This window comes from Halobacterium sp. GSL-19 (genome assembly GCF_016917855.1).
GTDB lineage: Archaea > Halobacteriota > Halobacteria > Halobacteriales > Halobacteriaceae > Halobacterium > Halobacterium salinarum.
Genome location: NZ_CP070377.1, coordinates 1,271,067 through 1,292,375 on the forward strand (window position 1 = coordinate 1,271,067; position 21,309 = coordinate 1,292,375).

A 21,309-nucleotide genomic window follows, 5' to 3' on the forward strand; every position below is an offset into this window, starting at 1 on the left:
AGGGGACGTTTCACCGCCCGAACCGCCGCTGGCGGTTCTGGTAATCAAGCACCGCCCGCAGGTAGTCGCGTTTCCGGAAGTCCCGCCAGTTGACGTCCGTGAAGTAGAGCTCCGAGTAGACGGACTGCCAGATCATGAAATCCGAGAGGCGTTCGGCGCCGGTCTTGATCACGAGATCCGGTTCAGCCGGGAACACGAGTTCGGACTCGATCACGTCCTCGTCGATGGCGTCGGGGTCGAGGTCACCGGCGGCGACTGCGTCGGCGACGCTCCGCACGGCGGTCGCGAACTCGTGTTTGCCGCCGTGGCCGACGCTCACTTGGATCGGGGCGTCCGCGCGCTCGTCGTCGTCGGGGCCCCGCACCGCGACCTCGCGGGGCGCAGCGACGTTTCCAAGCTCGCGTTCGAGCGTCGGGACGGCGGCGGCGTCGAGCACGCTCACGTAGACGGTGATGCGGTCGACGCCGGAGTCGAACGCCCACGCGTAGAAGTCCGCGAGCGTGTCGTACGCGCCGGCCTCCAGGAGGTCGCGTTCCGTGATGACGACCGCAGTGTGTGCGGGTGCCTCGGCGCTGTGGCGGCGCACGCGGGCGGCCAGATAGTAGTCGTACAGGCCCACGTGTCGGCCATGACGCGCCGCCGTGCAAAGCGTTGTGGGTCGCGGCTTCGGGGAAGTTAAGTGCGGGGCCGGCAAATCGGAGGCAGACGTGCATTGGAGCCTGCGGCGCGCACTGGCGTTCGCGCTGGTGTCGACGCTGTCACTTGCGGCCCCCGCGTTCGGCCGTGCAGCCGCAGTGCCGTTCGTGGCCGTCGCCGCCGGGGCGGCGGTGATCACCGACGGCTGGCTGTTCGACGTGTTGTCGACCGTGCGGGACCGCAACGCGGGGCGACTGCACACGCTCGTGGCGTTCGCACTGGCGGCGGCGATCGCCGCCGTGTTGCTGCCGGCGTTCGGCGCGCCCGCCGACGTGTTCGTCGCGGCCGTGCTCATCGTCGGCTACGGCGACCTCGGCCGCCGGCTCGTGTTGGCGGTGCGGGAGAACCGCACGCTGTCGATGTGCGGGTTCGTTGTCGCGGCCGCCGGCGCTGCCTTCGCGGGCCAGGCCGTGGTCGCCGCGAGCGCCGGTGCGCCGGTGGGACAGCCCCAGTTCGTGTTTCTGGCGGTGAGCGGGGCGCTGCTGGCGGGGATCATGCGGACACTGTTTGCGCTCCGGGACGCCCCGCTGGTGTTGGGGTCGGTGGTCGTGGTGTTGTGGGTGGTCACGGCGCTGGCACCGCTGGCCGGCGTCCCGACGGTGGCGGCCTGGGAGCGCGTGCTCGTCGCGCTCGCGGTCACGACGGCGTTCGGGTGGGTGTCGCGTGCGCTCGGCGCGACGTCGATCGCGGGCATGCTCACGGGCGTCTTTCTCGGGTTGCTTGCCGTCGTGCTCGGCGGCTACGGCTGGTTCGTCGTGCTCGTTGCGTTCTTCGCGGTCGGCAGCCTGGCCACGAAGTTCAAGTACGAGTTGAAGGCCGACCGCGGTGTTGCGGAGCCGAACGACGGCGCGCGCGGCACAGCCAACGTCTTGGGGAACTCGGCGGCCGCGCTCATCGCGTTGGTGTTGTATGCGGCGCACGCACACGTGCCGTTCGCCGACACGGCATTCCTGTTCGCGTACGCCGGCAGCGTTGCGACGGCGCTGGCTGACACGCTGTCCTCGGAGGTCGGCGGGCTGTTCGACACCCCGCGGCTGGTGACGACGTTCGAGCGCGTCGACCCCGGGACCGACGGCGCGGTCACCTGGCAGGGCGAGCTCGCGGGCGTCGTGGGGGCGACGATCATTGCGGTGCTGTCGGTCGCGGTGTTCGGCGTGACGCTGCGGGGCGGCGGCGTGGTGGTGGCGGCGGGCGTCGCCGGGATGACCGCCGACAGCCTCGCGGGCGCAACCATCGAAGGCCGCGTGCTCACCAACCAGGGTGTGAACTTCCTGGCGACGCTGACCGGCGCTGCGGTCGGCGGTGCGCTCGCGCTCGCTGTCGGCGTCGCGTGAGTCAGGTGCGGGCGTCGTCGAGGGTGCGAACGCGCGTGGCAAGCGGCTGTTTGACGAACTCGTCGGTGTCGGCACCGATCAGCGACGCGACGCCGCGCTGAGCGGCGACATCGAGCAGGCGCTGGGTGATCGTGGCGTCCACGACGACGACCGCCGGCACGGAGTCGGCGTCCGCGACGGCGTCGACGACCTCAGCCGCAGGGACTTCCCGGATGCGGGCGAGCGCGTCGTCGAGAAGGCGTGCAGTCTCGGTGTCCGCGACCGCGCGGGCGTGCTCGGCGAGCGTCGGCGGCGCGGCCGCCTCGGTGTCGTCGCCGTCGCTGTCCGGAGAGGGCGCTGTGTCCGGCGCCGGCTCGGGGGTGGGCGCCGGCGTCGCGCTGCCGTCCGTGGCGGCGGTTTCGGACTGGGTGGTGGCGATCGGGGCGGCGGCCGACGCCGGGGTTTTGTTCCGGAGCGCGGAGTCGACGGTCCGTCGGGAGAGGTCCTCGACACACTCCCCCGTCGGGGCGCGCGCGACGAAGTCCAAACTGCCGACCTGTCCGAGTTCGCGCAGGATCATGTCGCCGCCACGGTCGCCGTCGAGAAACGCCGTCGCGGTCTTCTCCCGGGAGAGCGCCGCGATGGCGTCGGGGATGTTGGTGCCTTCGACGGCGACGGCGTTCTTGATGCCGTATTTCAGGAGGGTGACGACGTCGGCGCGGCCCTCCACGATCACGACGGCGTCGCTGGAGTCGACGTTCGGGCCGGCCGGGAAGCCGTCGTAGTCGGTGATGTCATCGACGCGAACGCTCTCCCGGACCTCGTCGAGGATGTCGTCGGCGTTGATCGCGCCCTCGTCGAAGGCGGTCGCGAGCAGTTCTTTCGCGCGGTCGACGACTTCGCGGCGCTTGGCGGCGCGCACGTCCTCGATGCGGTCGACTTCGACGTCGGCGCGACACGGCCCGATGCGTTCGACGGCTTCGAGGGCCGCCGCAAGCGTCGCGGTTTCGACGCGGTCGAGACTGGATGCGATGGTGATGTCGCCAAACGACTGGCCGCCCTCGCTGTCCACGGAGACGTCGATGCGGCCGAGCTTCGCGGAGTCCTGGAGGTCGGGGATCGCGAGGTCGTCGCCGAGCAGCCCCTCGGTCTGCCCGAACGCGGCACCGACGACGTCGCTGCGCTCGACGACGCCGTCAACGACGAAGTCCGCGTGAATGAGGTATTTGGCGGTGTCTTCCATCGGTTTCGTGTTGCATTGTTGTATGACGGGGGTCGTCAAATACCTGTCGTGAGCGGCATGAAACCGGCGTCCTGGCAGCCACCCCCGGAACCCAATGATTAACCCGGGATGGGACGCGTACCATGATTCCATGCGAACATGGCGCGCGCTCGGCTGGGGTGGCTGTTTCGTCGTGTTGCTCGGGCTTGCCGTCCCGTGGTTCCTCTGGCGCAGCGACACGCTCGTCGCTGGCCTCCCGGTCTGGCTGTGGTGGCACATCGCCTGGATGGGCGTGACCGCGCTCGCGTTCGGGGCGTTCGCGCGCCACGACTGGGGGTTGTTCGTGACGGGTGAGCGACAGTGAGCGGCGTGGCCCTGGAGCTCGGCGTGGTGGCTGGCTACATGGTGGTGGCGCTGGCGGTCGGTCTCGTCGCGTACCGCGTCACCGACCGGGACGCCGAGGACTACTACCTCGCCGGGCGTGGCCTGGGCACTGGCGTGCTCCTGTTCACCACGTTCGCCACGCTGCTGTCGGCGTTCACGTTCTTCGCCGGGCCGAACATCGCGTACGCCAACGGCCCCGAGTGGATCCTCGTCATGGGCCTCATGGACGGCGTGCTGTTCGGGCTGCTGTGGTACGTCCTGGGCTACCGACAGTGGCTGCTGGGCAAGGCCAACGGCTACGTCACGCTCGGCGAGATGCTCGGCGACCGCTTCGGCTCCCGGGGCCTGCGCGGGCTGGTCGCGGGCGTCAGCATCTTCTGGCTGTTCCCGTACGTGATGCTCCAGCAGATCGGTGCCGGGGAAGCGCTGGTTGGCCTCACCGGTGGCGCGGTCCCCTACTGGGCGGGTGCTGGATTCATCACGCTGTTCATGGTCGTGTACGTCGCCATCTCCGGGATGCGCGGCGTCGCGTGGACGGACACCCTGCAGGGCGTGTTCATGCTCGGCATCACGTGGGTGGCGTTCGTCTGGGTGGCCGCCGAGATCGCGGGCACCACCGGCGGGCTGGCGGGCGCACTCCCCGCCGAGTTCCGCGCGCTCGGCGGCGGCGCGTACTCCCCGCAGTGGATGCTCTCGCAGGCCATCGGCATCGCCGTCGGCGTCTCGATGTTCCCGCAAGTGAACCAGCGGTTCTTCGTTGCGGACTCCGAGCGCACCCTCAAGCGCACGTTCGCGATCTGGCCGCTGCTGGTCGTGTTGCTGTTCGTGCCGGCGTTCCTGATGGGCGCGTGGGCCAACGGCGTTGGGCTCCCGCTGCCCGACGGCGAGAACATCGTCCCCATCCTCCTCAGCGAGTACACGCCCGGCTGGTTCGCCGCGCTCGTCGTTGCGGGCGCGCTCGCCGCGATGATGTCGTCCAGTGATTCCATGCTGCTGTCGGGGTCGTCGTACTTCACGCGGGACATCTACCGGCCGTTCGTGAACGCCGACGCCACCGCCCGCCGCGAGGACACCCTGGGCCGCGTCGGCGTTGCGGCGTTCGCCGTCGCGGCGTTCGGCGGCAGCCTCCTGCGGCCCGGCAGCCTGCTTGAGGTCGGCTCAACGGCCTTCGGTGGGTTCGCCCAGCTCGCGCCGCCGGTCGCGTTGGCGATGTACTGGCGCCGGACCACGAAAGCCGGGATGTTCGCCGGCGTCCTGGGCACCCAGGCGTTCTACCTCGCGACCGTCTTCGGGCCGCCGGTCACGCTGGCCGGCGTCCCGATCATCGCGTCGTCGTACTTTGGGTGGTTCGCGCAGGTCGTCGGCCTCCCCCTCGGCGTCGTGTTGACCGTCGGCGTCTCGGCCGTGACGGCGCCCAGCGCCACGGAGAACGCGAGCGCGTACGTCGACGCGTTGCGCGCGGACTGAGTCAGTCGTCGAGGTAGTCGGCCACCCAGGCGTGGTGCTCCCGGAGCCGGCGCTGGCCGGCGTCGGTCAACAGCAGCCGATCGTGGAGGCCGTCGCGTTCGCGCTCGATGATGCCCGCGGACTCCAGCTTGCGGATCACGCCCACGAAGCGCTGGGGGTCGATGCGGTCGTCGTGTTTGCGTTCGACGGCGCGCTTCACGGACTGCTGGGTGGGGGACCCCTCGCCAGCCACCACGACGCAGACATCGCGTCGCAGCCCGGACGCCAGCCACTTGCTCATACGCCCGATAGGGCGTGCCCGGCTATTACTGCTGGCGGTGTCGGGGCCTCGCTGGGAGCGCGGTAGCCTTTTGCCGCCGATGCTCCAAGCCGAAGGCATGCAGACGCACGTCGTCCCGGTCGGCTTCGACTACGACCGGCTGATCGCGCCACTGGTGCGCGAGCAGTTACAGGTCGACCGCGTGATTCTCCTGGAGGGGGCCGTGGGGAGTCAGGCGAACGTGGAGTACAGCCAGCGCATCTCCGAGAAACTCGAACAGGACTTCCGGAACCTACTGGGCGCGGACACCGACCGCGTGTCCGTGGTCGACGTGTACGACTACGACGCGGCCTTCGAGCAGGCGTTCGCGCTCATCGACGACGTTCTCGACGCCGACCCCGACGGCGAGGTGTGGGTGAACATCGCGTCGATGCCCCGCACCGTCTCGTTCGCGTTCGCGACGGCCGCCCACTCGATGATGGTCGAACAGCCCGAGGACCGCGACCGCATCCACACCTACTACACGGCCCCCGAGAAGTATCTGGAAACCGAGCTCGCCGAGGAGTTACGCGCCAGCGCCGCCCTGCTTGAGTCGGTGGCCGACGGCGACGTCGACGCGGACGCGGTCGACGAGCGCCTGACCGCGGCCCGCGATCTGCTCGCGGAGTTCGACGAGCGCGGCACCACCATCGGCGCCAAGGAGATCGGGGGCAGCCACATCGTGGAGTTGCCCGTGGCGTCGTTCTCGAACGTCAAGCCCTTCGAGGAGGTGATCCTGTTCACCCTCGGCGAGCACGGCACCTTCGAGTCGGTCAGCGAGCTGGCGGCGGCGCTGGCCGACGACCTCAACGAGGAGTACACCGACAGCTTCCGGTCGAAGGTGACCTACACCGTTGACAAACTCGGACCGGGCGGGAAGGGGTACGTCGAGCGCGAGGAACACGGGAAATCCTACCGGACGTGGCTGTCCCGCATCGGCCAGCTGTGGGTGCGCGCCCACGAGAACACCGGCACCGGGGAGTGACGGCAGGGTTATGCGGGCGTCACTCCAACCACGCGGTGTATGAGCAGTCAGTCCGGTGTCGTGGTGCATATCACGGCGGAGACGGTGTCGGGGTGGACGATGGCGTTGCAGAACCTCGCGAACCTCGTGCAGGACGCGAGCGTCGAAACCCCGCCGGAGGCCATCGAGGTGGTCGTCAACGGGCCGGGAGTCCGGTTCTTGCGCGCGTCGGCACCCGAAGCCGAGAACGTCGCGCAGATGCTCGCGGCGGGCGTCACCGTGGCCGTCTGCGAGCGCTCGGTGGCGCGCTTCGACTACACCAACGCCGAGTTCGTGTCCGGCGTCACCGTGGTTCCGTCCGGCGTCGCGGAGGTGCTGCGCGCCCAAGAGGACGGCGCACGGATGTTGAAGCTGCCGTGAGTCACCGGCGGTGCTCGGTGGCGTGGATGTGGGTGGCGAGCGCGAGGTAGGTCGCGAGCATGGTGAGCGCCACCGCGCAGGCGGCCGCGATGTCGTGGGCGTACAGGGCGTGGGGAGCTTCGGCCCCGAGTTCGGCGCGCAGGAGCGTGTGGTGGGGGCCACCGAGCACACCCAGGAAGTAATCGAGGAGGTCGTTGATGCCGTACCACGCCAGCGCCACCCCGACGGCGGGCACCGAGAACGTCGCGTAGCGGTGGACGACGAACGCCTCGACGGCCATCCCGAAGTGACTGAGCACCAGGAACCAGTACATGCCCCACCAGAGCGCGCCCTGGCCGTTCACGACGAGTTGGACGAACGGCGTCCACAGGCCGAGTTTGAGACAGCCGAAAAACGCCAGCGCGTGCAGCCAGTCGGCGTCCCAGTCGAGCTTGTACGTCACCAACGAGGCCGCGATGAACAGCGTTGCCATCGGGCTGTCGGGCACGAAGATCCAGGCCGCCAGCGGCGTGTCCGCGAGCTGTATGCGGTAGTACCAGAACCCGAAGACGGTGCCTGCGACGTTGATCGCGGCGATGACCCACGCCAGCCGGAGCGCGAGGTCCTCCAGTCGCGTCGGGAGCGGGGCGACGTACCACGGGAGCGTGTCGTCGGGCGTCGTCTCGGCGGCGTCACGAGTCGGCATCGGTACGTGGCGACGGTCGCGCGGTCGCCGCATAGCGCTTGCGGTCCGGGCGGGTGCCAGTGGCGGTCACACGGCCGTCAGCGCCGGGGAAGCCGGCCGCCGGAGCGAGCGGTGTCGGGGGCGTGCTGGCGGCGTGACGCTGCGTTCAGGTCGTTCCGCAACCGGCCCAATTAAGCACTCCCAAACCAACGGTATGGTATGGCAACGGAAACCGACCTCGAGGAACTGCGGCGCGGCAGCGAGCTGGTGAAACGCGGGTTCGCGAAGATGCAGAAGGGCGGCGTCATCATGGACGTTGTGAACCGCGAGCAGGCGCGCATCGCCGAGGACGTGGGTGCGGTTGCTGTGATGAACCTTGAGGCCGTGCCGGCGGACATTCGGAAGCGCGGCGGCGTGGCGCGGATGGCCGACCCGGCGAGCCTGACCGGCATCATCGAGGAGGTGTCGATCCCGGTGATGGGGAAGTCCCGGATCGGCCACCGCAAGGAGGCCGAAATCCTGCAGGCGGTGGGCGCGGACATGATCGACGAAAGCGAGGTGTTGACGCCCGCCGACGACGAGTACCACATCGACAAGCGCGAGTTCACCGCGCCGTTCGTCTGCGGGGCGCGCAACCTCGGGGAGGCGCTGCGCCGCATCGACGAGGGCGCGGCGATGATCCGCACCAAGGGGGAGGCCGGCACCGGTGACGTCAACCAGGCGGTCCACCACCAGCGCAACATCAAATCCGCCATCCGCAAGCTCGAAGGCATGGATTACGAGGAGCGGGACATGTGGGCCCGCGACCACGAAGCCCCCCGAGAGCTCGTGCACGAGACCGCGGAGATGGGGCGGCTGCCGGTGGTCAACTTCGCGGCGGGCGGCATCGCGACGCCGGCCGACGCGGCGCTGATGATGCATCACGGCTGTGACGGCATCTTCGTCGGTTCGGGGATCTTCGGCGCAGAGAACCCCGAGGCCATGGGCCGGGCGGTCGTGGACGCCGTGAACAACCACGACGACCCCGAGCGCCTCGCGGAGATCGCGTCGAACATCGGGGAGGGCATGCAGGGCGACCCGAACGCCGACCTGCCCGAGGACGAGCGGATGCAGGACCGCGGGAACTAGGCGCCGCGGCTACTGCGAGGTCGCGTTCGAGCCGAGCACGGCGGCCGGCTCCGTGAGTGCCGTCGTCGTCGGCCGCGTGGGATCGCCGCCGAGGTTGTGTGTCCGGTCGGTGACCGGCGTCGTGGTGAATCCGACGGTCGTATCCAGTGCATCGGTGAGCGGCGCGAACCGCGCCAGTGCGTCGGTGTCGGCCGCCGACCCGATGAGGATGACAGCGCCCCCGGCGTCGGCGAAGTCGGCGACCGCGCGGCGCTCAGCCGCCGTGAACGCGGTCGTGGGCGACGAGACGATGAGCGCGCTGGCGGCCGGCGTGCCGTCGGCGTGACAGAGCGCCGGCCCGGTGTCGTGGGGGAGGGTGGTGACGCCGTCCAGATCCACGCCGGCCGGCGACCAGCCTTCGAGGAACCGCTGGAAGTACGCCACGTCCTCCGCGGAGAGCGCGGCGTCGCTGCCGAACTGGCCGTGGCCGCCGTCGACGAGCACGGGCGCGGACAAGCCGTCCGCAGCGAGGCAGTCGATGAGCTCGGCGACGAACATCGAGACGTCGTGGCCCTCGTTGGTGGCGGCGCCGTCGGACTCGGCGGGCTCGAACCCTTCGTCGATGAGCGGGCCGCCGACCGCGGCGACGCGGGCGGCAGCATCGGCGGTGACGAGGGGCGTGCTGTCGGCCGACGTGACCACTGTCTGGCCGCCGGTCACCGCGACCGGATCGGGGAAGAACAGCGACTCGACGGATCGACTGTCGGGGCCGCCGATGGCGGTCGGGTCCGAGAGCCCCCACAGCCCGTCGCCGGCGGCCCGGGCTGTGGCTTCGGCCGCCCAGTAGTCGTCGTACTGGGAGAACGCGGAGGCGTAGACGCGCGCCACGCCGTCGGCGACGGCGCGGCGGTTGTACGTGGTGCCGTCCGGGAGCGTGAGATACCCCAGGAGGCGGCCGTAGTCGCCGCGCGCTGGCCCGCCCGCATCGAAGGACAGCGTGACCGTCTGTCCGCCGAGCGCGTCCCGTGCGTACGCGGTCGCGGCGTCGCCGCGGGCTTTCAGCGCGGCGGCGTCAGTGATGCCCTCGTATTCGGCGACCCGCTCGGTCGTCTGGCCGGTTTCCGGTGTGTCGATGCCGACGATGCGAACCGTGTCGGTCGTGCCGTCTCGGAACCGCACGTCGACAGTGTCGCCGTCGGTGACCCGAACCACGTCGACGGTGTACGTTTCGTCGGCGGTGATCGTGACATCGTCGGTCCCGTCAGTGCGAGCCGCCAGCAGCGACGCGTGGTCGTCGCTGGGGAACGTCGCCGTCGTCGGCGCGAACGCTGCGCCGGCGTTGTGCTGGTCGTCGGTGACCTGCGTGTCGTTGAACCGGATGGTGGTGTCGATGCCGTCGGCGAGGTCGTTGAGCGATGCCGTGGCGTCGTAGTTCTTATAGTCCGACTGGCTCATCAACACCACGAGCCCGCCGTCGGCGGCGAACGCCGCCAGCGCGTCCTGTTCGGCGGCACTGAACGGGTCGGCGGGGGACGTGACGACGGCCGCGGCGGCGTCCTCACGGGTGACCGCGTCGGCGATGTCGGTCGTCGCGGCGACCGTGTGGCCCGCGGTGTCGGCGCGCGCGGCCACCGCCGAGTGCGAGGCGCGGTCGTAGAACTGGTCGTGGCCGTCGTCCCAGTAGATCGTGCCCGCGTCGGCGTAGGCGTCGAAGACGTTCAGCAACACGTCCTCGTTGCCGTACGACCCGGCGTCGCTGTCGTCCGGGGCAAACGGCGCGGCGAACGCGACCACGGAGCCGTCGACGGCCATCAGCGGGATCGTCTCGCCGTCGGGGTACGCGGTGGTGTCGTCGTTGCCGTCGCGGTCGACGGTCGTTGCGGTCGGCTCGGCCGCGGCCACGATCTGGGCGTCCGGGAGGAATCCCGGATCGCCGCCGTCGGTGCGGGGTGCGGCCAGGAGGCCCGCCGACGAATCGAAGAGGAGTTCGTCGACACGGTCGTCGGCCGTCGCTGCGGTTGTGTCTGTGATGACTGTACGCGCCCGGGTGGAAGACCCGACTGTGACACCACCGAGGGAGATGCCAAGCCCGGTCAAGAACTGCCGTCTGTGCATTGGTGTGGATGTCTCTGTGTGGGCTGAGACGTGCCATCCGTCGTCGGCCCGGCTGCGATGCGCCGCCGCCCGGATACCAGTTACGCCGCTCCAAACCAACAAAAAACCCCGGTGTTTGGGTTGGGAATACGTCTCAAGAGCCGCTCATACATGTGTTTTCTTGACAATATAACTATAGCGGACTCCGGAGCGTGCCCGTGGCTGCCACCAGTCACGGCGCGCGGTCGTCACCATCGGCTGCCAGCCGTGTGGCACCGTCGCCGATGCGCGTCTGGTAGGCCGACGCAGCGACCCCCGCCGAATCGAAGCCGTCCACGAGCGCGGCGGCGACGCGCTTGCGGTCGCGCCGACGACAGACCGCCACAACGCCCGGCCCGGAGCCGCTGATCGTCACGCCGGTCGCACCGGCGTCGCGGGCGGCCGCGGACGCCGCCTCGTACCCGTCCATGAGTCGGGCACGCGCCGGCGTGACGAGTGCGTCCTCGACGCCGCGGCCGACCCGCTGTGGGTCGTTTTCACACATGCCGAGCGTGAGCGTGGCGGCCGACTCCACGGTGGAGACAACGGCCTCCATGGCCGCCGACTCGGGGATGACGCCGCGCGCATCGCGCGTTGAGACGGTCGTTTCTGGCAGGCAGACCGCAAGCGCGAGGCTGGCGTCGACGTGCTCGATGCCGTCCTCGCGGACGATGGTGAACCCACCGAGAATGGCGGGGGCGACGTTGTCGGCGTGCGCGACGCCGGACGCCGCCGCCTCCCCCTGGGCGGCCGCGCGAACGAGCGCGTCGTCGTCGAGCGGGCGGTCGTACAGCTCCGCGAGCGCGACGGTCGCGGCCGCCGCGCTGGCCGCCGACGACCCCAGCCCGGAGGACGGCCGCACGCCCTTGTTGATGTGGATCGCGGCCGGCGCGTCGAGCGCTGCGGCGACGACGCCGGCGGTGTTCTCCTGTGGGTTGGTGGGCACGTACTGTGCGCCCGCCCCGGTGACAGTGATTGTTGTCGTGTCGGCGCGCTCGACTCGAACGACATCGGCGGGCTTCGACAACGCGACCCCGAACACGTCGAACCCGCTGCCGAGATTCGCGCTCGTCGCGGGCGCACGCACCGTGACAACCATGCTGGCGTAACGTCTGCTGTGGGCGAGGAAAACGCTGACGGGGGGAACCAACGTCTCACACGGACGGCGGCGTGGCGGTCGACCGTAACGCTGACCCCGGTTGCCACGCGACCCCGAGGTATGATTGCTATCGTTGGCGGCGGCATCGCTGGCCTCTCGGCTGCGCGACGCCTCCAACAACACGGCGTCGACGCCCGCGTGTTCGAGGCGTCGGCCACCGTCGGAGGGCTGGCGGCCACGCACGAAACAGCCGGCGACCCCATCGAAGCGTTCTACCACCACCTCTCGGCCGCCGAGGAGACCATCATCGACCGCATCGAGGAGCTCGGGCTGGGCGACGACCTTCGGTGGCCCATCGGGAAGAACGCCTACTACGTGGACGGCACCGTCCACCCGATGGACACGCCCTGGGAGATCCTGGCGTTCCCGCATCTGTCCCTCTACGACACCGCCCGGCTGGCGATGCTGACACAGGAACTCGACGTGCGGGGCGGCCTGCCGTCGCGTGACACCTACGAGGACCTGACGGACTTCGAGCACGTCGGTGTCGAGCAGTTCCTCTGCGAGCACACGACGCGGGGCGTCTACGAGCAGTTCTTCGAGCCGCTGTTGGAAGCGAAGTTCGGGAGCCGGATGGACGACGTGAGCGCGGCGTGGCTGCTGGGCCGCATCAAGTTCCGGGGCGAGCGCGACCTGCTGCGCGGCGAGCCGTTGGGCTACCTCGACGGCGGGTTCGGCCGGCTGCTGGACGCGCTCGTTGAGGACGTGGGCCGCGAACACATCGAAACCGGGGCGCGTGTCACCGCCATCCAGCGCGACGACGCGGGCGATGTCACGGGCGTCACTGTCGACAGCGAGGCGGGCACCGAGCGCGTCGACGCCGACGGCGTGATCGTGGCGGCGATGCCCACCGTGCTCGAATCCCTGACCGGCTACGAGTGCGACATCACCTTCCAGGGAACCGTCTGCTCCATCGTTTCGATGGACGAGGCGCTGACGGACACGTACTGGCTGAACATCGCCGACGACGCGCCCTTCGGCGCGCTCATCGAGCACACGAACTTCATCGACCCGGGCCGCTACGGCGGCGAACACCTGCTGTACGTCCCGAAGTACGTCCAGAGCCGCGACGACGAGGTGTGGCAGATGAGCGACGAGGAGGTCCGCGAGCACTGGCTGTCGGGCATCGAGGCGCTGTTCCCCGACTTCGACCGCGAATCGGTGAACTGGGTGGAGACGAACCGGAACCCCCGAACGGCACCGGTCTACGAGCGCGGCTACCTCGACATGGTGGTGCCCTACGACCTCGCCAGCGAGGGCCACGACGGCGTCTACTACGCGGGCATGGCGAGCCGCGCGCAGTACCCCGAGCGGTCGCTGAACGGCGGCATCGTCGCCGGCAACGAAGCCGCCGACCGGATTCTGGACGGCGCGTAGTCCCGCTCGGCCGACTGCACGAGCGGCGAACTCACACTGGTCTTTTTTATCATCGCTGCCGTCCGCCGCCGTATGGTCCGACGCAGCCCCGACGACGGTCGACTCTCCGAAACGTGGCGGGACGCCCTGCTCGGCGGCGTCGCGTCGATGCCCGTGACGGCCGCGCTCTACTGGCTGTCCGGTGGCGGCCGCGAGTTCCCGCTGGACGCCGTCGCGGTCGCCGGACTCGTCGCCGGGTACCTGGCCGCCGGTCGCGCCGCCGACCCGGACGCCGTCGGCCTGCGTGCCGGCGTCGTCGGCGGCCTCCCTGGGGTCGCGTGGCTGCTCGCGGCGATACTCGGGGACGCGACGGCGCTGTCCGGGCCCGCCTGGTTCGAGGTCGCTGGTCCCGCGTTCGTCCTCGGAGCCACCAGCGCGGTCGCAGCGCTCGTGCTCGCGCTCGCCGCAGTCGTCGGCGTCCTCGGCGCGAGAGTCGGCGGCTGGGTCGCGGCCCGACGCGGCCGACGAGTCGACCACGCCGGGTGAGCGTTGATTTCGCGGGGTGTGCCGGCTACCCGTCTTCGGCGAGCGCGTGGTGGTAGTCGAGCGTGCGGTACGCCACGTACAGAACCGCGTTCAGGACACCGACGAAGCCGAACACGACATCGAGCCCGGGGAACGCCGTGAGGCCGTACCGGAAGAACCAGGTCAACACACCCCAGACGAGGAGGATGCCGGCGATGCGGGCACCGTCTTCGAGGTACGTCGTGACGGTCTCCGGGGAGGGCGGGGCTGTCACGTCAGGCTGGTCGCCCGAACCCCACTTAGCTCTGGTGGCTTCGACACGGCTGACCGGCGACAGCGCCGGTGGCTTCGAGGTCGTCACGACCCCCAGCCCGGTCGGGCGGCGGTGCTCGACTACTCGGCGAACGGGCTGTCCTCGGGGTCGACGTCGTCGGGTTCGTCGACACCGCCCTTCTGGATGCCGTCGTCGGTTTCGACGTACACGTCGTCCTCGAAGCCGGCGGCGGCGTTCTCGAAGTCGGCGTCGGCGAGCTTCTCAGGGGTTGCCGGGGCGTCCGGAATGCCGTCGGCCGGCTGGAACGCGCCCAGCGGGTTGTCGATGGTGATGTCGTGCTCGTCGAAGAAGTCGGCGTGGCGGTCGTAGTGGTCGCGGAGCTCGTCGCCGGGGAACTCCATCATCTCCGTCCAGCCGTGGTTGTAGAAGTCGAAGTTGGCGACGATATGCGTGATCTCTCGGGCCTGGGCCTCCGGAAGCCCGGACTGCAACGCGACGAGATACATCTCCATCGACGCGTCGAAGAACCCATCGAGGTGGGCTTCCCGCTCGTCGCGGCGCGACTCGGTCGCCTTATCGAGGAAGATGCTCGTGTGGATGTCGACGAGCTTGTCGTGGACGACGTCGCGCAATCCCGGCACTTCAAGCGCCTTCTGTGAGGCGAAATGGCGAAGGTTCTGGCGGAGCTTCATACAGGCCTGTACGGCGGCCGGACTCAAGAACGTCCCGACACCGGTGGCCGCGCGGTCACTCGACGTACGCCACGTCGGCGTCGCGGGTGGGTTCGGCGAACGGCACACGGGTGACTTCCTTGAGGTATGTCACCCGTAACAGTCCTGGCGTGCTGGTTGGTTGCACAACGGGATCGGCTTCCGCTGGACACGGCAGGCTGTCGCCGGCGCGAACGAGTGTGGAGACGAGACGATAATCCTGTGACATCGGTACTCAGTAGGCCCGCGGTGACCGCGGCACCTAGCCCTACCCCCCATACGTGGTCAGTCACAAAGACCGTTTCGGGTCCCGGGGGATCGTGGCACGGCCACCCGGAAAAAACGCGGCGTGTGGTCGGCTGGCTGGCTACTGGAAGGCGATCTCGTGTTGGCGCTCGGCCTCGTCTTTCGGCACAGTGACGTGACAGACGCCGTCAACGTGCTCGGCCGTTGCCTCCCCGGGATCGATGTAGTTGGGGAGCGTGATGGCGCGCTCAAGGCGATCCGGGCATTCCCGGAGCAACACGTTGTCGTCGCCCTCGATCCCCATCTGTGGGTCGCTCGAACGCTCGGCGGTCACGTAGAGGTTGCTCGCGTCGGCCTGGACCGTGATCTCGTCCTTGGAGAACCCCGGGACTTCGATCATCACGACGACCTCCGCCTCGGATTCGATGACGTCGACGTTGGGCGTGGCGGCGGGCGGTTGCTGGTCGATGGTGGCAGCCTGGCGCTGGCTGGCCCCGTCTTGGACCGGCTGCTGTTGGGGCATCTGGGGATGCTGGCGGGGCATTCCCGCCGCGCCGACCGGTGCGGCCTGTTCGGGCGCGCTCCAGGTGGCGGCTGCACGCGGCGCGTCGTTGACGAGTCGGGGGTCGTAGCTCATTGGATTTCGGTGGTCGCGGACTCCGGCTGGCTCACTGGCTGGGGCGCGTCGGCGACGGGCTCCGAACGGATCGGCTGGCTGTCAGCCGACCCCATCAGCCGGGGCTGGTGGCGCGACTGGGCGCTGCCGAGCGCAACGTCGAGTCGCGGAACGGCCTGTGAGAGCTGCTGGGTGGTGAGACCGAGCCGGCGCGCGAGCGTCTCCACCAGCAGTTTCGTGTTCGCTGATTCGACGGACTGCTGGGGCTGGCCGCGCATCGACGGGGCGCTTGCCGGTGCGGTGAACTGGCTGGCGGGTGCCTGCTGGGCGGGCTGGGACTGCGACATCGGGGACTGCTCGAACGCCGGCCGCTGGGGCTGGGCGCTGGGCTGCTGGATCGCAGGCTGGCTGAACGCCGACTGCGCGGGCTGTCGGAACTGTGGCTGGCGCGGCTGCGACTGCTGGGCCTGCCAGGTACTGGGGGTCCGCTGCGCGTTCGGGTTGGCGGCGGCTGACTGGGCAGGGATCGAGCGCGCCGGCTGTGCGGATGGCTGCTGGGCATAAGGCTGCCGTGGCGCTGCCATCTTCGAGTTCGGGGCGCGTTCGGCCGGCGGCTGCTGGCGGGGCTGCTTGTATGGCTGTTGTGCGGGCTGCTGTGCGGCGGGCTGTTGCTGGGCTACCGGCTGCGGGCGGGCCATGGGCTGCTGTTGGGCGATGGACTGCTGTGCCGGTTGCTGTTGGCGGACCGTTCCGGACTGGGCGTATCGTGCGTCGACCGGGCGTGCGCGCTGTTGGGCTGTCGATAGCTGCTGCTGGCGGAATCCTGACTGGTCCTGCATTGGTGGTCCGTCTCCGGGGTGGAGACATGCGGACTGTCGTCGGGACAGGTAATAAACTAGCATTATAGTTTATCTGAATTATGCGCAGGAATCGACACCAGAGTGCAGAACTGGCGGTATAGAGGGCGTGGGAACGCTATATAGCGGTCGGATGGGCGGCGTGTTCCCCGTAACCCCACCCGGCGGAACGGCGAGGCGGCGGTGTCGTGTGCTGGCGCCGCGGCGTGGGACTGCTGGGGCGACGATACGGCGGAATTCCGGCCGGCGAGGAGATGGCAACCCACATTAACCCTGGAGGCGTGACCCCCCAGTATGAGCGCATCGTACGTGATCATTGGAGACGGCATCGCGGGCAGCTCCGCCGCCGAAGCCATCCACGAGGAGGCTCCGGACGCCGACATCACTGTCCTCACAGACGAAGGGGAGACGTTGTACAACCGGATTCTGATCAAGGAGTACGCGAAGGGCAAGCTCCCGGAGGCCCCGATCAGCATTCACGATCCGGAGTGGTACGACGAGCGCGACATCGACATCCAGTTGAACACGCTGGTCACTCGGATCAACCCGGACGCCCACACGGTCGAAACCCACGAGGGCACCGAGATCGAGTACGACAAGCTGCTGGTGGCGGCGGGGGGCACGCCCAACGACCTCCCCGTCGAGAACGCCGACGCCGACGGCGTCCATCACTTCTGGACGTTCGAGGACGCGCGCCGCATCCGGGAGCACGCCGAGGCGGCCGACACCGGGGTTGTGGTCGGTGCGGGCCTGCTTGGGATCGACCTGGCGGCGATCTGTGGTGGCCAGGACGTCGACGCCAAGTATCTGATGCGGGGGAACCGCTGGTGGCGGTACGCGCTCAGCGAGGCGGGCGCGGAGATCATCCACGAGGGGCTCCGCGAGAAGGGCGTCGAGCCCGTCTTCGAGTCCGGCGTGGATCACTTCGAGGTCGACGACGACGGCGCACTCGCGGCCGCCGTCGACGGGAACGGCGTCCGCCACGACGCCGACTTCGCCGGGGTGGCTATCGGCCTGGATTTCAACGTGGAGATCCTCCAGGACACGGACGCGACCATCGAGAACGGCGTGCACGTCGACGAGTACATGCGGACCGAGGTGGACGACATCTACGCGGCCGGCGACATCACACAGTACTGGGACACGATCCTCGACGAGCGCGCGCAGAACGGGTCGTGGGGGTCCGCGAAGCAGCAGGGTGCGCTCGCGGGGCGGACGATGCTGGCTGACAGCGGCCACGACGTGGAGATCGAGCCGTTCCGCTGGGTGTCGTCGTACTCGATCACGCACTTCGACTTCCCGTTCCTCTCGTTTGGCTTCCCGACGATCGGCGACGAGACCTGCGAGCGGTCCTACGGGGACAACGAGTGGCGGCGGCTGGCGTTCAAGGACGGCCAGCTCGTCGGCGGCGTTCTGATCGGGAACCTGGCACCGCAGTCGAAGTACAAGCAGCTCATCAAGGAGGAGGCGGTCGTGGCGGACCAACAGGACGTGTTGCTCCAGGACAACTTCGAGATGGACGAGCTCGGCGCGGCGACACAGCAGTAGCGGGCGTCGCCGGTGCTGTGTCGTGTCCGACGGGGCGTTTCTGTGTGGCGGATGGCGTGTGAACGGCCAATAGAGTTAAGTCATTGAACTATGTATGGTAACTTGGCACACGCGTGCCGGTGACCGGATGAATCCAACGATCCACGCCACGAAAGCCGAGTCCCCCGGTGCAGCCGCCACCGACGGCGGTACGCATGCACCCGTTCGGGACTTCGACGAACTGGACGACCACGCACAGGACACGCTGCACGAGGCCGCCACAGGCGGCGCGGTCCACCTCGACGACGACGACGCAGCGGCGTTCACGGACGGCGAGGTCGTACGGTTCACCAGCTACTACCGGATCACCGTCGCGCGCTGACTGGTCCGAGCCACACCCCTACCCCAACCGAAGCCGTTTTTCCCGTCCGCACCCCATTCCCCGGCATGAGCCAATCCGGCGGGAGCACGGACATGACACTCGCCTTCGAGCTGTCTGCACTCAAGCAGCTCGCCAAACCCGGGACCGCGTTCGCCGGCGCTCGCCAGTGGACCGAGTACGTCGGCGTGGTCTCCGACGAGCCGACCTACGTCGTCACCAACTTCACCCGCAAGCGGCGCATCCGTCAGGACTTCTTCTCCGGGCCGAAGAGCCGCGCCGACAGCCTCCAGTCGGTCAAAGAGCAGTTCGACACGGAGCGACACGTCTTCGTCGGGATCGACGACGAGGACCGCGAGCTCGCCGAGCGGGTCGACTGGGAGTATCTCACCCTGGAGGCCGCCGCGGAGAACGCCGACTGGGAGATCGCCGAGGCAGACGAGCCCGACCCGATGCCCGACGAGCCCGAGCGCGACGACTGGCCGTAGCCCCTGTCCGGGCGCGGTCCGCGGCGCTTATTCGGTGCCGACGCCAACACCCACACGATGACGGAGCCACGCGTCCCCGGAACGGAGCAAGCCGACGACGACTGGGTGGACCTGCCGTGTGGTGAACAAGCGCACATGAAGGATTTCGACATGGGGATGCGGAACTACGCGTGTGCGTGTGGCGACACACACGCCGTCGTGATGGATATGCATCCGCCGTCGCGGTGGGTGCCAGAATCCATCGTGGACGTGCTCAAGGACGCCGTTGAGCCGGCTGACGGCGACGACTTCGAGGAGTTCGGCACCCCGCACTTGATGGGGGCCGTGCTCGAAGAGCTGCCCGAGGATATTACCGCTATCGACGCCAGCGAGAACGGCAGCGTTGGGTACGCGATGTGTTGGGTGACGGACCTCGACGCCCGCGAACTCCACCGGGTCGTCGTCGAGCTCGTCGTGGAGCTGATGGACCACGCCGTCAGCCACGCCGAGGCGGAGTCCTCGAAGACGGAGTTCCAGGAGCAACTGGAGGCGTTCGACGTCGAGGAGTTCGTGGCCATCTACCGCGAGCAGCGGGACTTCGAGGACGAGTACGACACGGCGGTCTGAATCGGGTCGCCGAAGGGGGCTACTGGAGGACAGCCATCACGTGGCCCGCGGTGACCTCGACACCCGCGGCGACGAGCATCGCCGCCAACAGGACGGGGTACGCCACCCCGAGGTGAATGATGAGGCTGTTGCTTTCCGTGCTGGTTGTGAGCAGCGCCCACACGAGGTTGTACGTGGTTGCGAACAGCCCGAGCAGCGCGCTCGCGAGGAGATCCCGTGAGAGTAGCCACAACGGCGGTGCGACAGTCGCGGCCACAACCAGGCAGAACACGGCGACAGCGCCAGCCACCAGCGCTGCATCCCGGATGCCGGTGATTTCCGCCGCCCAGTCCGCGGTGGTCGAGCCGAGGAGTTGACGACCCACCCAGAGGCCGCCATACAGTGCGCCGGCAAGCAGGCACGCGCCGAGCAGCGCACGGGGTGCAGAGCGGATGCGGGCGCGGTAGTGGTGAACGATCGCCGCGGCGAGCACGCCGGTGGTGGCGGCGAACAGATGGACGGTGAGCGTGGTTCCGACAAGGGGTGATGACCCGTCCGCGGTCACAACCGAGATACCGGTAGGAGCCATTAAAACCCAAGCAAGCAGGCACACGGCCGGTCGGGCTGCGTGGTGGTCGTGGCCGTCGCACTCGCGGCGGCGGGGTCGTGTGTCCGCTGGGTGGCTGGTCGCTGGAAGCCGTTGTTCTGGATCGCCGCGATACGGCCATCGTGGGTCGCAACGTCTCCACGCCCAACCGGGTACCGTGACACTGCAGCGGGGCCGTCACTGCTGGCGGAATCGTGGCTCGCCCAGCAGTCGCATGCCGCGTCGCGGGCGTCGGTGTACTCCCATGCGGCTTTATCGATCGGCAGGGGGTCACGGAGCTTGTTGTGGTCGGCAGGATCGCGGTGAACTTGGCCGACAACGTCGACGGCGTCGGTGTGATCGCTGACATCGTACAGTCGGGCGTGAAGCTGAGAGAACACGCGCCCGGAGGCGCGTTTCATGACGTGGCGGTCAGTGCCGATGATGTCGCCGTCGTAGTTGAGAAACCGAGGTTGGGCGTACGGGTTGTCGTTTCCGCCGCCGATACCGGGGAGATCACCGATGAAGTCGAAGAACTCGTCGACGCCGGATGTCCAATCACAGGCGGACTCCATCCAGGCCCCGGCGTCGGGTGCCGGGCCGGACGTGATTGCGATGTTCGTGGGTGCTGCGCGGGCCGCGGGGTCCGCACGAGCGGTGTCTTTCGATGCGTAATTGTACAGTGGGACCGTGGTGAGGTCGTCGCGGATGTCGGACGCGGGAGCGGAATCATCGAGCAGTGGGTGTGTGGCGGTGCGCTGGGCTTTGATCGTGGTTTCGGCGCGGGCGTGTTCCGCAGGCGTGCCGATGACTTCGGTCGCGGGTCGCGTGTAGCTAACGCCGCCGGCGGCGGTGATCGACGGGGAGAGCCACGCCGCTGCGATTGGTGTCGGTTCGAACTCGAAGACCGGGTCGCCGAAGTGTTCAGCGAGTGCGTCGCTGCGGAACGTGCGTTCGTGCAGGAAGGCGTCGTCGGTGACGCGCCGAACGGTGGTCGTGAGTTCGCCGCGCGCCGTGACCGGGAGGCCGTGCTTGTTGCCTGGCCTGTCGGCCGCGATCGGGGATTCATCAGGGACTGCGTGTGAGTCTCGTGCGGCCGCGATGGTGGATGCGGGGGCGACAGCTGTGGTGGCGAGCCCAGCTAGAACAGCTCGCCGTCCGATTCGTGGCTGAGAGTGTGCGTGATCTGGAGGCGTGTTACTTGTGTCCACGACCGGATGTAGTGTAATCAATTAAAATAAGTTTCCATTGAACAGAACAACTTATTGGGAGATACCGAGAGTGACTTCTGAGCGTTTTGCTACGATATTCGCAACTTGAATCCGATAGTCGA

General features: G+C 68.7%; 25 protein-coding genes. 12 read left to right on the top strand and 13 right to left on the bottom strand.

What is annotated here, in order from left to right; translation table 11 throughout:
- Positions 1-10 precede the first annotated feature (10 nt).
- Entirely contained in the window at positions 11-619 is a 609-nt protein-coding gene (locus JT689_RS08520) for an undecaprenyl diphosphate synthase family protein (RefSeq protein ID WP_012289377.1), read from the bottom strand.
- 88 nt (positions 620-707) lie between these two features.
- On the opposite strand from JT689_RS08520, the gene JT689_RS08525 reads away from it, so the two are divergent.
- Positions 708-2,030 (top strand): TIGR00297 family protein, encoded by a 1,323-nt coding sequence (locus tag JT689_RS08525; RefSeq protein WP_012289378.1) that lies wholly within the window; start codon positions 708-710, stop codon positions 2,028-2,030.
- 1 nt (position 2,031) lies between these two features.
- On the opposite strand, the gene dnaG is transcribed toward JT689_RS08525, so the two are convergent.
- Positions 2,032-3,252: a DNA primase DnaG gene (dnaG, locus tag JT689_RS08530; RefSeq protein WP_205250953.1), complete on the bottom strand. Its 1,221-nt coding sequence runs from the start codon at positions 3,250-3,252 to the stop codon at positions 2,032-2,034.
- 130 nt (positions 3,253-3,382) lie between these two features.
- On the opposite strand from dnaG, the gene JT689_RS08535 reads away from it, so the two are divergent.
- Together JT689_RS08535 and JT689_RS08540 are read left to right on the top strand one after the other, a co-directional pair.
- The gene (locus tag JT689_RS08535; RefSeq protein WP_205250954.1) at positions 3,383-3,595 is read left to right on the top strand and encodes a DUF3311 domain-containing protein; all 213 of its coding nucleotides are present in this window, start codon (positions 3,383-3,385) and stop codon (positions 3,593-3,595) included.
- Between the two features lie 38 nt (positions 3,596-3,633).
- Complete coding sequence (locus JT689_RS08540; RefSeq protein ID WP_268824157.1) at positions 3,634-5,082, top strand: sodium:solute symporter; 1,449 nt, start codon at positions 3,634-3,636, stop codon at positions 5,080-5,082.
- 1 nt (position 5,083) lies between these two features.
- On the opposite strand, the gene JT689_RS08545 is transcribed toward JT689_RS08540, so the two are convergent.
- A complete protein-coding gene (locus JT689_RS08545; protein WP_010903306.1) occupies positions 5,084-5,362 on the bottom strand; it encodes a PadR family transcriptional regulator in 279 nt (92 codons plus the stop codon).
- A gap of 97 nt (positions 5,363-5,459) precedes the next feature.
- Between JT689_RS08545 and JT689_RS08550 the strand changes: the two genes are divergently transcribed.
- Positions 5,460-6,365 (top strand): DUF6293 family protein, encoded by a 906-nt coding sequence (locus JT689_RS08550; protein ID WP_049892517.1) that lies wholly within the window; start codon positions 5,460-5,462, stop codon positions 6,363-6,365.
- A 39-nt stretch (positions 6,366-6,404) separates the two neighbouring features.
- Positions 6,405-6,764, top strand: coding sequence for a DsrE family protein (locus JT689_RS08555; protein ID WP_010903309.1), 360 nt, complete (start codon positions 6,405-6,407; stop codon positions 6,762-6,764).
- 1 nt (position 6,765) lies between these two features.
- Here the strand turns inward: JT689_RS08555 and JT689_RS08560 are convergent, their stop codons facing one another.
- Positions 6,766-7,449 (bottom strand): DUF1405 domain-containing protein, encoded by a 684-nt coding sequence (locus tag JT689_RS08560; RefSeq protein WP_205250956.1) that lies wholly within the window; start codon positions 7,447-7,449, stop codon positions 6,766-6,768.
- 198 nt (positions 7,450-7,647) lie between these two features.
- Here JT689_RS08560 and pdxS point away from each other — a divergent pair, with 198 nt between their 5' ends.
- On the top strand, positions 7,648-8,556 hold the full coding sequence (gene pdxS / locus JT689_RS08565) for a pyridoxal 5'-phosphate synthase lyase subunit PdxS (RefSeq protein WP_010903311.1): 909 nt from the start codon (positions 7,648-7,650) through the stop codon (positions 8,554-8,556).
- Between the two features lie 9 nt (positions 8,557-8,565).
- Here pdxS and JT689_RS08570 read toward each other — a convergent pair whose 3' ends face one another.
- Together JT689_RS08570 and JT689_RS08575 are read right to left on the bottom strand one after the other, a co-directional pair.
- Entirely contained in the window at positions 8,566-10,650 is a 2,085-nt protein-coding gene (locus JT689_RS08570; RefSeq protein WP_205250957.1) for a thermonuclease family protein, read from the bottom strand.
- Between the two features lie 211 nt (positions 10,651-10,861).
- A complete protein-coding gene (locus JT689_RS08575; RefSeq protein ID WP_205250958.1) occupies positions 10,862-11,767 on the bottom strand; it encodes a homoserine kinase in 906 nt (301 codons plus the stop codon).
- 120 nt (positions 11,768-11,887) lie between these two features.
- Between JT689_RS08575 and JT689_RS08580 the strand changes: the two genes are divergently transcribed.
- A complete protein-coding gene (locus JT689_RS08580) occupies positions 11,888-13,204 on the top strand; it encodes an NAD(P)/FAD-dependent oxidoreductase (protein ID WP_205250959.1) in 1,317 nt (438 codons plus the stop codon).
- Positions 13,205-13,276: 72 nt separating this feature from the next.
- Entirely contained in the window at positions 13,277-13,729 is a 453-nt protein-coding gene (locus JT689_RS08585) for a DUF5518 domain-containing protein (RefSeq protein WP_205250960.1), read from the top strand.
- A gap of 25 nt (positions 13,730-13,754) precedes the next feature.
- Here JT689_RS08585 and JT689_RS08590 read toward each other — a convergent pair whose 3' ends face one another.
- From JT689_RS08590 to JT689_RS08610, 5 genes are all read right to left on the bottom strand, one after another.
- Positions 13,755-13,982 carry a hypothetical protein gene (locus JT689_RS08590; protein ID WP_049892518.1) on the bottom strand — a complete coding sequence of 76 codons (228 nt, stop codon included), beginning with the start codon at positions 13,980-13,982 and terminating at the stop codon, positions 13,755-13,757.
- Positions 13,983-14,101: 119 nt separating this feature from the next.
- Positions 14,102-14,674 (bottom strand): DUF6149 family protein, encoded by a 573-nt coding sequence (locus JT689_RS08595; RefSeq protein WP_205250961.1) that lies wholly within the window; start codon positions 14,672-14,674, stop codon positions 14,102-14,104.
- A 55-nt stretch (positions 14,675-14,729) separates the two neighbouring features.
- A complete protein-coding gene (locus tag JT689_RS08600; protein ID WP_010903317.1) occupies positions 14,730-14,921 on the bottom strand; it encodes a hypothetical protein in 192 nt (63 codons plus the stop codon).
- A 138-nt stretch (positions 14,922-15,059) separates the two neighbouring features.
- Positions 15,060-15,575 carry an Hsp20/alpha crystallin family protein gene (locus JT689_RS08605; RefSeq protein ID WP_205250962.1) on the bottom strand — a complete coding sequence of 172 codons (516 nt, stop codon included), beginning with the start codon at positions 15,573-15,575 and terminating at the stop codon, positions 15,060-15,062.
- Positions 15,572-16,393 (bottom strand): hypothetical protein, encoded by an 822-nt coding sequence (locus tag JT689_RS08610; RefSeq protein ID WP_205250963.1) that lies wholly within the window; start codon positions 16,391-16,393, stop codon positions 15,572-15,574. The genes JT689_RS08605 and JT689_RS08610 overlap by 4 nt, the downstream gene beginning before the upstream one ends.
- Positions 16,394-16,705: 312 nt before the next feature.
- On the opposite strand from JT689_RS08610, the gene JT689_RS08615 reads away from it, so the two are divergent.
- The 4 genes from JT689_RS08615 to JT689_RS08630 all read left to right on the top strand — a co-directional run bounded on the left by JT689_RS08615 (position 16,706) and on the right by JT689_RS08630 (position 19,411).
- Complete coding sequence (locus tag JT689_RS08615; RefSeq protein WP_010903320.1) at positions 16,706-17,959, top strand: FAD/NAD(P)-binding oxidoreductase; 1,254 nt, start codon at positions 16,706-16,708, stop codon at positions 17,957-17,959.
- A 127-nt stretch (positions 17,960-18,086) separates the two neighbouring features.
- Entirely contained in the window at positions 18,087-18,320 is a 234-nt protein-coding gene (locus JT689_RS08620) for a hypothetical protein (RefSeq protein ID WP_010903321.1), read from the top strand.
- Positions 18,321-18,385: 65 nt separating this feature from the next.
- A complete protein-coding gene (locus JT689_RS08625; protein WP_010903322.1) occupies positions 18,386-18,805 on the top strand; it encodes a hypothetical protein in 420 nt (139 codons plus the stop codon).
- A gap of 57 nt (positions 18,806-18,862) precedes the next feature.
- The gene (locus tag JT689_RS08630) at positions 18,863-19,411 is read left to right on the top strand and encodes a DUF5815 family protein (RefSeq protein WP_205250964.1); all 549 of its coding nucleotides are present in this window, start codon (positions 18,863-18,865) and stop codon (positions 19,409-19,411) included.
- A 19-nt stretch (positions 19,412-19,430) separates the two neighbouring features.
- Here JT689_RS08630 and JT689_RS08635 read toward each other — a convergent pair whose 3' ends face one another.
- Both JT689_RS08635 and JT689_RS08640 read right to left on the bottom strand, forming a co-directional pair.
- A complete protein-coding gene (locus tag JT689_RS08635; RefSeq protein WP_205250965.1) occupies positions 19,431-19,979 on the bottom strand; it encodes a hypothetical protein in 549 nt (182 codons plus the stop codon).
- A complete protein-coding gene (locus tag JT689_RS08640; RefSeq protein ID WP_205250966.1) occupies positions 19,979-21,187 on the bottom strand; it encodes a hypothetical protein in 1,209 nt (402 codons plus the stop codon). The genes JT689_RS08635 and JT689_RS08640 overlap by 1 nt, the downstream gene beginning before the upstream one ends.
- Positions 21,188-21,309: the final 122 nt, after the last annotated feature.